This window comes from Kribbella sp. NPDC023972 (assembly GCF_040639075.1).
Lineage (GTDB): Bacteria > Actinomycetota > Actinomycetes > Propionibacteriales > Kribbellaceae > Kribbella.
Genome location: NZ_JBEZZH010000001.1, coordinates 659,416 through 673,413 on the forward strand (window position 1 = coordinate 659,416; position 13,998 = coordinate 673,413).

Genomic DNA, 13,998 nt, shown 5'->3' on the forward strand with positions numbered 1-13,998 from the left:
TCGCGGGTTGTGGATGTCGGATGCGGTGGCGGGCGGAACAGCAAGTGGTTCGCCGAGCAGGTGCGGTCGTGGAGGGGGTCGACCTGGCGGCGCCCTTGGACAGCATTCCGCAGACCATGGAGTCGGTGAGCCTCACGGCGCTCGACGTACTGCGGCTGCCGGGCAAAGAGTTCGACCTTCGTTGAAGTGCGTGCGCCCCGGCGATCACGGTCCAGTCATCACGCAGGTGATCTCCCCGCGAGCGGAAGCCGGGGCGGGGATGACACCGTTGTCTCAGGCCCCGATCTGTGCAGGTACTGCCCGGCGATCAACTGACAGCCGCGACGGACGCACATCGGGCTGTTGGTGCAGGCGCGGTCGAACGAGACGCTCTTGAGCAAGCGATTGCCCGCCGGGGTCTGCGATGGGTCAGCTATTCAGCTCTCGGGCGGTTGCGAAGTGTCTGCGGGGTGTGACGGCACAACGCCGCTACCGTGGTGGTGTGTCCAAATTTCTTGGGTTCTTGCTCGGGGTTGCGGTCGCACTGGCTGGGCCGGCGGTGTTCGGCGTCCTCGCCGCGCCTGGCGGTGTCGAGCTGAATGCGAAGGAGATGGCGCTTGCCTTCGGCATCGGAGCGCTGATCTTCTGGACGGTGGTCTCGTACTTCTCCGGCGCCGGCGCGCTCGGGGCGTTCGTTGCGTTCGGCACGCTGGTCTACTGCTGGCACTGGATCCCGAACCGGACGACCAACTTCCTCAACGACGTCCCCGGCGTGACCACCGGGATGATCGAGGGGTCGAAGCAGTACACGCTGAACGGCCTCGTACCGATCCTGACGGTGATCTCGCTGGTCTACGCGATCCAGCTGATCGTGCGCAGTGTGCAGCGCCGGCGGCGGCAGCGCGCGGAGGTCGAGCGGCTGCAGCGTGAGCAGGAAGCCGCGCAGGCGCAGCAGGAGGCCGAGGCCGCGGCGGTGTACCCGGTTGCCGGGAGCACCTATCCGGCCGAGAGCGGGTACGGCGGTTCGTTCGGGCACAGCAGCCGGTACGACGACTTGTTCGACGAGGACCCGGAGCCGGTCCGGCCGCGGAGTCAGGCGGACGAGCAGACCGCGCAGTTCCCGGCCTCGGCACCGGAGCAGACGGCACAGTTCCCCGGTGTCGATGCCGAGGGCAACGACTCTGCCGACGAGACGGTGCTGGTGCCGACCGACCGCGACGAGACGACCCAGGTGCCGGTCGATGCGGGCGAGACCGAGCAGGTGCCTACTCCCCCGCAAGAACAGCAGCCGGTGCAGCCTCAGCCCGCCGAGCCGCAGCAGGTTGCCGGGGCGGAAGGCCAGCCTGTTGCCAAGGCGGCGGAGCAGGACACGCCGGAAGCACCCGCCGGAGCCGAAGACCAGCAGCCGGTCGCCGCACCGGAGCCCACGCCGACACAGCCCCAGCAGCAGGCGACGGCTGCGGCGGAGGACGAGCAGACGGTTGTCAGGCCGGGTGACGCTGGCGAGCAGAAGGATCAGCAGGACAAGACGGAGGCAGCGCCGGTTCCTGGGGCGAAGGAACAGGTGGGGCAGCAGTACCGGGAGCGGATGGAGGACCCGGAGGACACCGGGGAGTTCTACATCAGCGCGTTCGAGAACCCGCCGCAGGTGAGCATCCGCCCCGCCAGCGCATGAACTCGAAGACCGCCGCTTGAGTTAGAAGACCTAGGCGTCAGTTATAGGTCGCCACGATCAGGTCACGTGCATGCGTTCGACCTGGTCGCGGTGATCGGGCGACCTGCATGCGTTCGACCTCGTCGCGGTGATGGAGCCACGTACGTACATTGGACCTCGTCGCGGTGATGGAGCCACGTGCGTGCATTGGACCTGGTCGCGGTGATGGAGCCACGTGCGTGCATTGGACCTCGTCGCGGTGATCAGGCCACGTGCAGGCGTTGGGCCTGGTCGCCCTGGTCAGGCGACGTGCATGCGCTGGACCTGGTCCCGGCGGGCGTGTTCGGCGAAGGCTTCGTCGTACGCCGCGGTGGCCATCTGCAGCACGTCCGGTGCCATCTGCGCCCGCGGCGAGTCCGTGCTCCACGCCAGCATCAACCGGCGGTGGATCGGGTCGCCCACCAAGGTCCGCGTGGTGACGTCGCTGGAGAGCATCCGGTACGACGTCGGTGAGATCAGCGCGACGCCCTGGCCACTCGTCACGAACCCCATCAGTACCGAGGTGTCCACGGAGTGGTGCTCCACCTTCGGCTGGAATCCGGCCTGCTCGCACGCCGCCCGGAAGAGCACGTGGAACCCGCTGTCGTCCGGCGGCTCCCCGATCCACTCCTCCCCCGACAACGCGGAGAGCTCGATCTCGCCGCGGTGCCGTGACGCCACGGCCAACGGGTGGTCGGCGGCCATCACGACGTACGCCGACTCGGACTCGACCACTGTGCAGGCCTCGACTCCGCTCGGCATCCGCAGCTCGAAGCCGGGGAACTCCCGCAACAGCGCGAAGTCGAGCCGTCCGCTCTCCAACTGCTGCAGCAGCACGCTGGTTGACCACTCCACCTCGATGCTCACCTGCTCGATCTCCCCGTGGTCGCGCAGCCGGGAGGCGATGCCGGACATCGGCGCGGTCGGGAACCCGCCGAGTCGTACGGCGCTGGAATCGACCGCGGTCATCGCCGACACGGTCGCGGACAGGTGGTCGACGTCGACCAGGATCGCCCGGGCGCGATCAACGGCGTACCGGCCGAGTGCGGTGGGGGTGACGCCGGTGCGGGAGCGCTCGAACAACTCGCCGCCGAACGCGGCCTCGATCCGCTTGAGCTGCGCGGTCAGGCTCGGCTGGCTGACCTTGAGCCAACGGGCGGCCCGCCCGACGGACCCCGCTTCTGCCACCAGGACCATCACCCGCAAGTGGCGCAGCTCGACCTTCATGCGTGGAGACCGTAGTCCAGGTCTGCACACAGCACACAGTTATCAACTGTTGCGGTTTCGTCTCAGCCGGGGCGAACTGTGTAACGCCCACCCCGGCCGCGACGATAGATCATGACGGTTCGAGCGCCAGTGCCTCGCGGTAGCCGAGCCTGCGGCCGGTCTGGAGCAGGGTGCGCTCGTAGAGCCGGGCGCCGAGGCGGACGATCAGGACCGTGGCGGCGAGCAGGATCGCGACCGCGAGCAGCGGCTGCCAGACCGGCACCTTCTCGGTCAGCATCCGCCCGGGCATCGCCATCGACGACGCGATCGGCACGAACGAGGCCACCGTCTTGGCCGACGATCCGGCGAACACCGAGAAGAAGAACGGGATCATCAGGATCATCTGGCCCGGTAGCGTGGTCGACCCGAGGTCCTCCTGCCGGGTGGCCAGCGATCCGGCCACGGCCCACAGCCCGGCCAGCGCGACGAAGCCGAGGACGAAGAACACCACGAACCAGCCGGCCACCGGCGCGACCACCTGCAGGATGCCGAGCTGATCGGTCGCGACCAGGCCGATCACCGACGCCCCCGCGATCACCACGATCTGCGACAGCGCCAGCGCGGTGTTGCCGAGCACCTTCCCCCACAGCAGCGACCGGATCGGTACGGCGGCGGCCAGGATCTCGACGACCCGGCTCTCCTTCTCCTGGACGACGCTCTGCGCGATCATCATGCCGAAGCCGAGCGCGGTCATGTAGAACACCAGTGCGAGGCCGATGTTGACGAAGCGGGCCACCACGTCCGGCAGTGGTCCGGGCTTCAGCAACTGCAGCTCCACCTTCGTCCCGGCCCGCAGCTCGGCTGGTGTCAGGCCGGCCCGCGCCGCATTCTGCTCCATTCCGACCGTGGCCGCGGCCTCCCGCAGCGCGCTCTCGAGCCCGGAGTCGACGGTGTCCTTGCCGAGTACGACGTATCCGTCGGCGCCGGGCAGCAACGCCGCCTTCACCTCGCCGTCGGTGACGAGCCTCTCGGCCGCAGGGCGATCCGCCGCGCGGGTGACCTCGTAGCCGTCGCCTCCCCTTGTCGTGGACGCCTGCTGGACGATCGTGGCGCCGGCGTCGTCGACCACGGCGAGCTTGTCAGGGCCGCTGTTCCCCACGAGCAGCGCCGGGATGACCACCGCGGCCAGGACGAGCACCAGCATCACCGCGGTCGATCCGAGGAAGGTCTTGTCCCGAAGCTTGGTGGTGATCTCCCGCTCGGCGATCAGCAGCCATGGCCGGTCAAGGGTCCGGTCGTTCATCGGGTCGCCTCCCGGAAGACGTCACTCAGTGCCACCCGCTCCGGCCCGAACTCCAGGACCGGTCCGCGGCTGATCGCCTGCTGAAGAACCAGTTGCGCGGCACCGTCGTCCTCGACGTCGAAGAGCGCCGTACCGGCGGCCACATCACGGACCTGGATGCCGCGGATATCGCGCAACCAGCCGGCGTCGCCGTCCACCACCAGCTTGTACGTCAGCGACGGCCCGGCGGCCAGCTCGGCAACGGGGCCGGCGGCAACGACTTTGCCGCGGGACAGTACGACGAGATCGTCGCAGAGCCGTTCGACCAGTTCGAGCTGGTGACTGGAGAACAGCACCGGCACCTCCGGCGTGACCTCCTCGCGAAGCAGGTCCACCATCGCGTCGACCGCGAGCGGGTCGAGACCGCTGAACGGCTCGTCCAGCACCAGCGCGATCGGCTCGTGCACCAGCGCCGCGGCGATCTGCACCCGCTGCTGGTTGCCGAGCGACAGGGTCTCCAGTACGTCGGTCGCCCGCTGGCTGAGCCCGAGTCGCTCGAGCAACTTGTCGGTCCGCTCGGCCGCCCGGAGCGGGTCGAGCCCGTGCAGCCGGCCGAAGAACACGAGCTGGTCGCGGATCTTCATCTTCGGGTACAGGCCGCGCTCCTCCGGCATGTAACCGAAGTCACGCCGTACGTCGTGCGTCAGCGGCCCGTCGTGCCACCGCACCTCACCCGCGGTCGCGGCCAGCACGCCGAGGATGATCCGCATCGTCGTCGTCTTTCCGGCCCCGTTCGCCCCGACGAACCCGGTCATCCGCCCTGGCACGACGTCGAAACTCACGTCGTCCAGCGCCAGTTGGTCGCCGAATCGCCGGGTCAGCCCAGCCACCCTCAGCATCCGTCACCGTTCCCTGTCACCTCGGCCCCCTCAGCCAGGCCCACACCCGACCGCTTCCGCTCGGAAGTGGTTCAAAGTTAGTGACAGGGTGCCCACACAGACGTCGGCCCCCAGGGTGATCACCCACGTCATCCGCACGGCGGACCTGGCATCACCTCGGGGGCCGACCCGGGGACGTTCAGCTGGCGGAGTCGCCCTCCATGGTCTCGACGGCGCCGAGCAGGCTGCGCAGGCCGATCTCCTCGCGCTCGACCTCGGCGGGGTCGGTCGTCCACTCGCTGGGCGGCAGCATCGCCGCCTCCTCGGGGTGGCTGGACTCGACCATGCTCAGGTCCGCCTCGACCTCGGACTGGAGCTCGTGCAGGAAGTCGCCGCTCATGACGGGTTCCACTCGCCGTAGTGGATCCGGCCGAGGGTCGCCTCGCCGATCGGGACCAGCGAGTCCTCGACCAACTCGGAACCGAAGTACGTCGCGTGCGGATCGGTGACGACCTCACGCTTGTCGCCGAGCTCGGCGAGTGCCTTGCGGAAGAACTCGTCCATCCGGTAGCGGTCCGGCCCGGCGATGTCCCTGCGTCCGTTCAGCGGCTCACCGACCGCGGTCTTGGCGACCTGGTCGGCCACATCGTCACCCGCCATCGGCTGGAACGACACGGGCGCCATGTGTACGCCGTCCTCCTGGGCGCCGGAGTCCGCGATGGCCTTGACGAACTCGAAGAACTGGGTCGCGTGGACCAGCGAGTACGGGATCCCGGACTTCCTGATCAGGTCTTCCTGAGCCAGCTTGGCCTTGAAGTAGCCGTTCTCCGGCAGCCGCTCGGTGCCCACGATCGACACCGCGACGTGGTGGCCGACACCGGCGGCGGCCTCCGCGGCCAACTGGTTCGAGGTGGAGGTGGTGAAGAAGTCCAGCACCGCCTGTGGCTCGAATGATGGCGAGTTCGACACGTCGACCACCACCGAGGCACCCGCCATCGCCTCGGCCAGACCCTCGCCGGTGAGGGTGTTCACTCCGGTGTTCGGGGACGCCGCGACGACCTCGTGTCCGTGCGCCTCGAACCGCCGTACCAGCTTCGAACCGATCAGCCCCGTGCCACCGATCACCACGATCTTCACAGCCACTCTCCTGTCCCCGGGGCACCCCGCTGGTGACCCGTCGTCAGCTAAGACAGGACAGCCGAGCGACTTGTGACCGTCACAACCAGCCGGTCTGTCCTGTCGCGGGTGTCGCAGTACTGATCGCGGCGCTGGCGTTGGTACGCGCGAATCAGCTGGCTGGGTCGTCGCCCGGGGTCACGAGGCCGCATTCGTAGGCGAAGACGACGGCCTGGACCCGGTCGCGGAGGCCGAGTTTGAGCAGGACCCGGGAGACATGGGTCTTGACGGTGGCCTCGCCGACGTAGAGCTGGCTGGCGATCTCGGTGTTGGTGAGGCCGCGCGCGATCAGGCCGAGAACCTCGCGTTCGCGGTCGGTCAGCTCCTCGAGCAGGTCAGGGCGGTAGACGCGCTCGCCACCGCCGGTGAACCGCTTGATGACCCGCCGGGTCACCTCAGGGGCGAGCAGGGCGTGACCGGAGTGCACCACCTGGATCGCGTCGACCAGGTCCTCCGGCGCGGTGTTCTTCAGCAGGAACCCACTCGCGCCGGCGCCGAGCGACTCGAACAGATAGTCGTCCCGGTCGAACGTGGTCAGGATGACGACCTTGCCGGCGTCCTCCGCGACGATGCGCTGGGTCGCGGTGATCCCGTCCATCCCGGGCATCTGGACATCCATCAGTACGACGTCCGGCCGCAGCGCGAGGGCGAGCTCGATCGCCTTCTCCCCGTCCGCGGCCTCGCCGACCACCTCGATCTCCGGCTCGACCGACAGGATCATCCGGAAACCGGCCCGGACCAGATCCTGGTCGTCCACCAACAGCACGCGCATCGGTGCCAAGCTCATCGGCGTCCTCGCTTCGCTGCGGGCGCCGACGAGGCACAAGTCAGGCTGTGCTTGATGGTGAACTCGCTGCGCTCGTTCACGAACGGGTCTCCTCCTTGGTCAGCGGGCGGTTCTGCGGGTCGAGCGGGATCCGGACCCGGACCCGGAAGCCGCCGACCGGGCGCGGGCCGATCTCGGTCTCGCCGCCGAGGAGACCGACCCTCTCACGGACCCCGACGTGACCGAGCCGGCTGCCGACCGGCGCGTGCTTCGGCCGGCCGTCGTCGATCACCTCGAGCTCGACCGATTCGCCGAGGTAACGCAGCGTGATATGGGCACTGCGTGCGGTCGAGTGGCGCCGTACGTTGGTCAGCGCTTCCTGGGCGATCCGGTAGACCGAGACCGAGACCGTCTCCGGCAGCTGGAGCGGCTGGCCGATCTGGTGGAAGCCGACCGACAAGCCCTCGCCGTTCACGTCCGCGATCAGCGCGGGCAGCCGGTCGGCACCGGCCTGCGGTGCCTTCGTGGCCGGCGACTCGGCATCGAGGTCGGGGTCGGCCGCGCGGAGCATGCCGAGGAGCTGGCGCATCTCGTTCACCGCGGTACGGCTGGAGTTCTCGATCACGGTCAACGCGTTCTTGGCCGCGTCCGGGTCGGAGTCCATCACCCGCCGGGCACCGCCGGCCTGGACGCCGATACTGCTGATGTGGTGGGCGACGACGTCGTGCAGCTCGCGCGAGATCCGCAGCCGCTCGTCGATCACGGCTCGACGGGCGTTGGCCTCCTGCTGGGAGGCGAGCTCGGCCGCCTGCTGCTCCAGCTCGTACCGCTGCCGGGCCGTCCCCCACGCCGTACGGCCCCAGAAGTAGGCGCCGAAGAAGTAGAGGACGTTCAGCGCGAGCGTCAGGATGACACTGGACACGTACGGCGACAGCAGGGCGTCGTTGGCGCCTTTGATCTCGTCGTTCTGCACCGCCCGGCCGAAAGTGAGGACGAGCCAGCTGAACATCCCGATGAAGACGATCCCCACCGCGGCCTTCATCAACCGGCGGTCCCGGGCCCAGGCGGCCGCCGTGTAGATCGCCATGAACTGGGTCGCCTGGGTGACCAGGTTGCCGACGAAGGCGAAGGTGGAGCGTTCACCGGCAACGACGAACAGCACGGAAACGATGAGCAGCACCGGGATCGGCCAGCGGCGCCGGAAGCACAGCGGCAGCGCGACTGCCGCACTCAGTACGTACGGTTCGACGCCGCCGATGCCGAGGCTGACCGGGTCCGGCGCGACGCCGCGCGCCAACTCGGTGCCGATCACCCCCGTGACCGCCATGCCCAGCCCGAGCAACAGGTCGTGCTGGTGCTGCTTGGCCGTCGGCCCGGGCCGGAGCCAGCCCCGGACGGTCGTGCCGGTCGCAGGCGGTGTCCCCGGCTCGGACACCTTCACTTCCCCAGTACGCCGTTCCGCCGGGGACTCGGCCGTAGTCGACATAGCTCATCAGCCTACGGGCTGGGGGCGGCCGAACCGGGCCGCGTACCCTGGTGGGCGTGACGATCGCCCCAGAAGGACGGAAACTGCTCAGGCTCGAGGTGCGCAACGCGGAGACCCCGATCGAGCGCAAACCCGAGTGGATCAAGACCCGGGCGAAGATGGGCCCGGAATACCAGGCGTTGCAGAAGCTGGTGAAATCCGAGCAGCTGCACACGGTGTGCCAGGAAGCCGGCTGCCCGAACATCTTCGAATGCTGGGAGGACCGCGAGGCGACCTTCCTGATCGGTGGCGACCAGTGCACCCGGCGGTGTGACTTCTGCCAGATCGACACCGGCAAGCCGGAGGCGCTGGACCGCGACGAGCCGCGCCGCGTCGCCGAGTCGGTCCGGACCATGGGCCTGCGCTACGCGACCGTGACCGGGGTGGCCCGCGACGACCTGGACGACGGCGGCGCCTGGCTCTACGCCGAGACGATCCGCCAGATCCACGAGCTCAACCCCGGCACCGGGGTGGAGATGCTCGCGCCCGACTTCAACGCCGTACCCGAGCAGCTGGCCGAGGTGTTCTCGTCCCGGCCCGAGGTGTTCGCGCACAACGTGGAGACGGTGCCGCGGATCTTCCGCCGGATCCGGCCCGGGTTCCGGTACGAGCGCTCGCTGGACGTGATCACCCAGGCCCGCGACTACGGACTGGTGACCAAGTCGAACCTGATCCTCGGCATGGGTGAGACCCGCGAGGAGGTCAGCCAGGCGCTGCGCGACCTGCATGCGGCCGGCTGCGAGATCATCACCATCACCCAGTACCTGCGCCCCTCGGTGCGGCACCACCCGGTCGAGCGGTGGGTCAGGCCCGAGGAGTTCGTGGAGCTGAAGGACGAGGCCGAGGCGATCGGTTTCGCCGGAGTGATGTCCGGGCCGCTGGTGCGTTCGTCGTACCGGGCCGGTCGGCTGTACCGTCAGGCTGTGGAGTCGCGGATGACCTCCGCGGCGCAACAGGACGCATAAGAGAACACGGACAAAGGTAGAGATGGCCAAGAACGACGCGCCCGCCGAGAAGACCAGCCGGCTCAAGCAGATCCGGTCGGCTTACCAGCTGACCAAGAAGTCCGACCCGAAGATCGGACTGGTGCTCGCCGGGATCTTCCTCGGCGTCGTCGCCGTGTTCGTCGCGCTCGCCTTCCTGGTCGGGCCGCTGCTCGTGTGGCTGCCGCTGGGTGTGGCGCTCGCCTTCCTGGCCACCACGATCATCTTCGGCCGCCGGGTCGAGAAGGCGGCGTACAGCCAGATCGAGGGCCAGGCCGGCGCGGCCGCGTCGGCGCTGCAGACGCTGCGCCGCGGCTGGAACGTGACGCCCGCGGTCGCGGTCACCAAGAACGCCGACATCGTGCACCGGGTGGTCGGCCGGCCGGGCATCGTGCTCGTCGGTGAGGGCCAGCCGAGCCGGGTGAAGAACCTGCTCCAGGCCGAGGGTAAGAAGCACAGCCGGGTCGCCGGCGGCGCGCCGGTGATCCAGATCGTCGCCGGTCAGGGCGAGGACGAGGTCGACATCCGCAAGCTGACCAAGCACGTGATGAAGCTTCCGGCCGTGCTGCAGCCGTCCGAGATCACCGACCTGCTGCAGCGGCTCAAGGCGCTGGACGCCGTCCGCCCGCAGGTGCCGATGCCCAAGGGCCCGGTCCCGACCAGCCTCAAGGGCGCCCGGCAGGCGATGAAGGGCCGCTGAGCCGGCCGGTCGAATCGGCCCGTCCTCGTTCGTCAAGCGGATGACACCGTTTTCGAGCGAGGAGGGCGACAGATGGGCGTCGACGACGTCTTTCCGATCGTGACGACTGATGACCTGGAGCGGCTGCTGCCGTTCTACCGGGACGTACTCGGTGGCGAGGTGCACTACCGGTTCCCGCCCGAGGGCGTCGGGTGAGCGGGTCGCCCGGGCGGAGGATCCGGACGGCAACCAGTTGATCTTCGGCCAGCGAGCTCTCTCTGAGTGAGACGCCGGTAACTCGGCAGCCGCTGAGCAGTTGATCTGTCGTGACGTGGCACGGGTGTGCCTTCGTGTCGCGCTGGGGGGTGGGCTCTGGGCCTTAGGGTGCGACCAGGACAGATCGAGACACGAGGTAGACGTACATGACGGATCTCTTGCCGGCGCGGGTACACCAGCCGGTGGCCGAGACCTGGCCCAGCCTGGCCCGGCCGCGGTCGAACCCGGTCCGCCGGGCCGGCGCGATGGCCGCGATCCGTCTGATCGCGAAGGACCTGCCGGCCACGATCCATCTGGACAACAACCGCTCGTACGGCCTGGGCGGCCCCGCGATGCGGGTGCACCGGAGCGCGGCCTTCCTCGACCGGCTCGGGCAGGACGCCGGGTCCGGGTTCGGCGAGGCGTACCTGGCCGGTGACTGGGATCCCGAGCCCGGGACCGACCTGGCCGACCTGCTGGTCCCGTTCGCCGAGCGGTTCAGCAACGAGGAGACCCGGCACCTGCTGCCGAAGTGGGCCCAGTCGCTGCGGTGGCTGGTCACCCGGTCGCAGCCGGGCGACCAGGACAACGACCGGGCCGGCGCCCGGGAGAACGTCAGCCGTCACTACGACCTGAGCAACGCGATGTTCTCCGAGTTCCTCGACCCGACCCTGACCTACTCGGCGGCCTACTTCGGTCCATCCGCCACGGCGGATCTCGCGACGGCGTCGTACGACGAACTGACCCAGGCCCAGCTGAACAAGCTCGACGCCATCCTCGACGCGGCCGGGGTGGTGTCCGGATCGCGGGTGCTGGACATCGGCTGCGGCTGGGCGAGCCTCGCGATCCGCGCGGCGCAGCGGGGTGCTTGGGTCACCGCGATCACGATCGCCTCGCAGCAGGCGCTGCTGGCGCAGCGCAAGATCGCCGAGGCCGGTGTGGGCGACCGGGTGCAGGTCGCGCTGCGCGACTACCGCGACCAGATCGGCGAGTTCGACGCCGTACTGAGTGTGGAGATGATCGAGGCGGTCGGCGAGAAGTACTGGCCGGTCTACTTCGACGCGATCGAGCGGCGGCTGGCGCCCGGCGGGGTCGGCGTCGTCCAGGCGATCGTGATGCCGCACGAGCGGATGCTGGCCACCCGGAACACGTTCACCTGGGTGCAGAAGTACATCTTTCCCGGCGGCCTGATCCCGTCGATCAAGGTGATCGAGGAGATCACCGCCCAGCACACCGGGCTGCGCACCGAGGTGCTCCGCCACCTTGGCCCGGACTATGCCCGCACCCTGCGGATCTGGCGCAACCGCTTCATCGACCGCTGGCCCGCCATCGCCCAGCTCGGCTTCGACGACACCTTCCGCCGCATGTGGGAGTTCTACCTCGCCTACTCCGAGGCCGGCTTCCGCACCAACTACCTCGACGACGTCCAGCTACGCCTGACCAGGCGGTGACCTCGGTACGGCGTACGCCGTACGACGTATCGGTGGATCAGCGGTGGACGACGACTGTTTTGGCGGCGCGGTCGTGGAGGCCCCGGCGGTCGCGGTCGTAGACGACGGCGGGGAGGAGCAGGCAGATCAGCAGGGATCGGATCACGCCGGCGATCAGGCCCGGCGGAACCGTGTCGGTCTTGGTGCCGCGGACCGGGACCACCCGGAGGCCGCAGACGCGGTGACCGATGGTGCTGCCGACCAGACCGGTCAGGATCGCGCTCATCGCGAAGAACGTGACCAGCTGGGAGGTGTTGTAGTCGTTGCCGCCCGCCCACATCGGCTTGGACGTGATCGCGGACGCGACCAGGCCGGCGATCAGCCAGTCCAGCAGCAGCGCGAGGATCCGGCGACCCCAGCCGGACACCGATCCCGGACCCTGCTCGGGCAGCCCGAGCCGATTGCCCGGAAACCGGAATTCTTCGGTGGGTCCTGTGCCAGGCTGCGCGGATGATGCCATGATGGCTAGCCTACGGACACGGCCGGGCACCGATCACAGCGGATCGGGAGATCTCAGGCCGTAACCGGCGTACACCAGTGGGTCAGCGCGGACACGCTGGGCGTAACATCCGCGAAACATTGGGGTCATGGCCGGGAAACCGGCAGGCCCTACGTTCAGATCAATCTCTGAGCCACCCCGAGGAGTACGAATGTTTTCCAGCGCTGAGGAGCTGCTCGCCTACGTCAAGGACGAGGGCATCGAGATCATCGATGTCCGGTTCTCTGACCTGCCGGGCATCATGCAGCACTTCACCGTCCCCGTGTCGTCGTTCGGCCCCGAGGTCTTCGAAGAGGGCCTGATGTTCGACGGTTCGTCGGTACGCGGGTTCCAGCAGATCCACGAATCGGACATGAAGCTGCTGCCCGACCCGACCACCGCCTTCCTCGACACGTTCCGCGGGACGAAGACGCTGGCGATCAACTTCTTCGTGCACGACCCGCTGACCGGCGAGGCCTACAGCCGCGACCCGCGCAACATCGCCCGCAAGGCGCAGGAGTACCTGAAGTCGACCGGCATCGCGGACACCGCGTTCTTCGCGCCCGAGGCCGAGTTCTACGTCTTCGACGACGTCCGGTTCGAGACCAAGCAGAACTCCGGCTACTACTCGATCGACTCGGTGGCCGGCGCCTGGAACACCGGCCGCGTCGAGGACGGCGGCAACCGCGGCTACAAGGTCCGCTACAAGGGTGGCTACTTCCCGGTCGCGCCGACCGACCACTTCGGCGACCTGCGCGACCAGATCACGCTGAACCTGGAGAAGTCCGGTCTGCTGGTCGAGCGCGCCCACCACGAGGTCGGCACCGCGGGTCAGGCGGAGATCAACTTCCGCTTCGACGAGCTGCTGAAGACCGCGGACAACCTGCAGAAGTTCAAGTACATCGTCAAGAACACCGCCTGGGCGGCCGGCAAGACCGCGACCTTCATGCCGAAGCCGATCTTCGGTGACAACGGCTCGGGTATGCACTGCCACCAGTCGCTGTTCTCCAACGGCGAGGCGCTGTTCTACGACGAGTCCGGGTACGGCGGCTTGTCCGACGTGGCCCGCTGGTACATCGGCGGCCTGCTGAAGCACGCCCCGTCGCTGCTGGCCTTCACCAACCCGACGGTGAACTCCTACCACCGCCTGGTCCCGGGCTTCGAGGCGCCGGTCAACCTGGTTTACTCGCAGCGCAACCGGTCGGCCTGTATCCGGATCCCGATCACCGGCTCGAACCCGAAGGCGAAGCGGATCGAGTTCCGCTGCCCCGACCCGTCGGCCAACCCGTACCTGGCCTTCTCGGCCCAGCTGCTGGCCGGCCTGGACGGTATCCGCAACAAGATCGAGCCGGCCGACCCGGTCGACAAGGACCTGTACGAGCTGCCGCCGGAGGAGCACGCCGGCATCGCCCAGGTCCCGACCTCGCTGCCGGCCGTGATCGACTCGCTCGAGGCCGACCACGCCTTCCTGCTCGAGGGTGACGTGTTCACCTCCGACCTGATCGAGACCTGGATCGACCTGAAGCGCGAGCAGGAAATCGCCCCGATCCAGCTCCGCCCCCACCCGCACGAGTTCGAGCTCTACTACGACGTCTGAGCGGCGTAGTG

14 protein-coding genes are annotated in these 13,998 nt (G+C 68.6%); 6 read left to right on the forward strand and 8 right to left on the reverse strand.

Annotated features, from left to right (window positions below):
• The first annotated feature begins 481 nt into the window (after window positions 1-481).
• Complete coding sequence (locus AB0F43_RS02945; protein ID WP_360469774.1) at window positions 482-1,654, forward strand: hypothetical protein; 1,173 nt, start codon at window positions 482-484, stop codon at window positions 1,652-1,654.
• Window positions 1,655-1,933: 279 nt separating this feature from the next.
• On the opposite strand, the gene AB0F43_RS02950 is transcribed toward AB0F43_RS02945, so the two are convergent.
• From AB0F43_RS02950 to AB0F43_RS02980, 7 genes are all read right to left on the reverse strand, one after another.
• Complete coding sequence (locus AB0F43_RS02950; protein WP_360469776.1) at window positions 1,934-2,899, reverse strand: LysR family transcriptional regulator; 966 nt, start codon at window positions 2,897-2,899, stop codon at window positions 1,934-1,936.
• Window positions 2,900-3,008: 109 nt separating this feature from the next.
• The gene (locus tag AB0F43_RS02955) at window positions 3,009-4,181 is read right to left on the reverse strand and encodes an ABC transporter permease (RefSeq protein ID WP_360469779.1); all 1,173 of its coding nucleotides are present in this window, start codon (window positions 4,179-4,181) and stop codon (window positions 3,009-3,011) included.
• Window positions 4,178-5,059, reverse strand: a complete 882-nt coding sequence (locus AB0F43_RS02960) for an ATP-binding cassette domain-containing protein (protein WP_360469781.1) — start codon at window positions 5,057-5,059, stop codon at window positions 4,178-4,180. The genes AB0F43_RS02955 and AB0F43_RS02960 overlap by 4 nt, the downstream gene beginning before the upstream one ends.
• Before the next feature lie 178 nt (window positions 5,060-5,237).
• Window positions 5,238-5,438, reverse strand: a complete 201-nt coding sequence (locus AB0F43_RS02965) for a hypothetical protein (protein ID WP_360469783.1) — start codon at window positions 5,436-5,438, stop codon at window positions 5,238-5,240.
• Window positions 5,435-6,175 (reverse strand): SDR family oxidoreductase, encoded by a 741-nt coding sequence (locus AB0F43_RS02970; RefSeq protein WP_360469786.1) that lies wholly within the window; start codon window positions 6,173-6,175, stop codon window positions 5,435-5,437. Before AB0F43_RS02970 ends, AB0F43_RS02965 begins: the two co-directional genes overlap by 4 nt.
• Before the next feature lie 151 nt (window positions 6,176-6,326).
• On the reverse strand, window positions 6,327-7,001 hold the full coding sequence (locus AB0F43_RS02975; RefSeq protein ID WP_360469788.1) for a response regulator transcription factor: 675 nt from the start codon (window positions 6,999-7,001) through the stop codon (window positions 6,327-6,329).
• A 76-nt stretch (window positions 7,002-7,077) separates the two neighbouring features.
• A complete protein-coding gene (locus AB0F43_RS02980) occupies window positions 7,078-8,466 on the reverse strand; it encodes a sensor histidine kinase (protein ID WP_360469791.1) in 1,389 nt (462 codons plus the stop codon).
• Window positions 8,467-8,522: 56 nt separating this feature from the next.
• Between AB0F43_RS02980 and lipA the strand changes: the two genes are divergently transcribed.
• From lipA to AB0F43_RS03000, 4 genes are all read left to right on the forward strand, one after another.
• Window positions 8,523-9,470, forward strand: a complete 948-nt coding sequence (gene lipA / locus AB0F43_RS02985; RefSeq protein ID WP_360469793.1) for a lipoyl synthase — start codon at window positions 8,523-8,525, stop codon at window positions 9,468-9,470.
• Between the two features lie 22 nt (window positions 9,471-9,492).
• Window positions 9,493-10,188 carry a DUF4191 domain-containing protein gene (locus tag AB0F43_RS02990; RefSeq protein WP_360469796.1) on the forward strand — a complete coding sequence of 232 codons (696 nt, stop codon included), beginning with the start codon at window positions 9,493-9,495 and terminating at the stop codon, window positions 10,186-10,188.
• A 72-nt stretch (window positions 10,189-10,260) separates the two neighbouring features.
• On the forward strand, window positions 10,261-10,383 hold the full coding sequence (locus AB0F43_RS02995; protein WP_360469799.1) for a VOC family protein: 123 nt from the start codon (window positions 10,261-10,263) through the stop codon (window positions 10,381-10,383).
• 206 nt (window positions 10,384-10,589) lie between these two features.
• On the forward strand, window positions 10,590-11,873 hold the full coding sequence (locus AB0F43_RS03000; protein WP_360469802.1) for a cyclopropane-fatty-acyl-phospholipid synthase family protein: 1,284 nt from the start codon (window positions 10,590-10,592) through the stop codon (window positions 11,871-11,873).
• 37 nt (window positions 11,874-11,910) lie between these two features.
• Here the strand turns inward: AB0F43_RS03000 and AB0F43_RS03005 are convergent, their stop codons facing one another.
• Window positions 11,911-12,372 carry an RDD family protein gene (locus AB0F43_RS03005; protein WP_360469805.1) on the reverse strand — a complete coding sequence of 154 codons (462 nt, stop codon included), beginning with the start codon at window positions 12,370-12,372 and terminating at the stop codon, window positions 11,911-11,913.
• Window positions 12,373-12,562: 190 nt separating this feature from the next.
• Between AB0F43_RS03005 and glnA the strand changes: the two genes are divergently transcribed.
• On the forward strand, window positions 12,563-13,987 hold the full coding sequence (gene glnA / locus AB0F43_RS03010) for a type I glutamate--ammonia ligase (RefSeq protein WP_360469807.1): 1,425 nt from the start codon (window positions 12,563-12,565) through the stop codon (window positions 13,985-13,987).
• The last annotated feature ends 11 nt before the right edge of the window (window positions 13,988-13,998 follow it).

Coding starts and splice junctions, on each gene's coding strand:
- AB0F43_RS02950 (WP_360469776.1), bottom strand. CDS start 2,899: ATGAAGGTCGAGCTGCGCCACTTGCGGGTGATGGTCCTGGTGGCAGAA.
- AB0F43_RS02955 (WP_360469779.1), bottom strand. CDS start 4,181: ATGAACGACCGGACCCTTGACCGGCCATGGCTGCTGATCGCCGAGCGG.
- AB0F43_RS02960 (WP_360469781.1), bottom strand. CDS start 5,059: ATGCTGAGGGTGGCTGGGCTGACCCGGCGATTCGGCGACCAACTGGCG.
- AB0F43_RS02965 (WP_360469783.1), bottom strand. CDS start 5,438: ATGAGCGGCGACTTCCTGCACGAGCTCCAGTCCGAGGTCGAGGCGGAC.
- AB0F43_RS02975 (WP_360469788.1), bottom strand. CDS start 7,001: ATGAGCTTGGCACCGATGCGCGTGCTGTTGGTGGACGACCAGGATCTG.
- AB0F43_RS02980 (WP_360469791.1), bottom strand. CDS start 8,466: ATGTCGACTACGGCCGAGTCCCCGGCGGAACGGCGTACTGGGGAAGTG.
- AB0F43_RS02990 (WP_360469796.1), top strand. CDS start 9,493: ATGGCCAAGAACGACGCGCCCGCCGAGAAGACCAGCCGGCTCAAGCAG.
- AB0F43_RS02995 (WP_360469799.1), top strand. CDS start 10,261: ATGGGCGTCGACGACGTCTTTCCGATCGTGACGACTGATGACCTGGAG.
- AB0F43_RS03000 (WP_360469802.1), top strand. CDS start 10,590: ATGACGGATCTCTTGCCGGCGCGGGTACACCAGCCGGTGGCCGAGACC.
- AB0F43_RS03005 (WP_360469805.1), bottom strand. CDS start 12,372: ATGGCATCATCCGCGCAGCCTGGCACAGGACCCACCGAAGAATTCCGG.
- glnA (WP_360469807.1), top strand. CDS start 12,563: ATGTTTTCCAGCGCTGAGGAGCTGCTCGCCTACGTCAAGGACGAGGGC.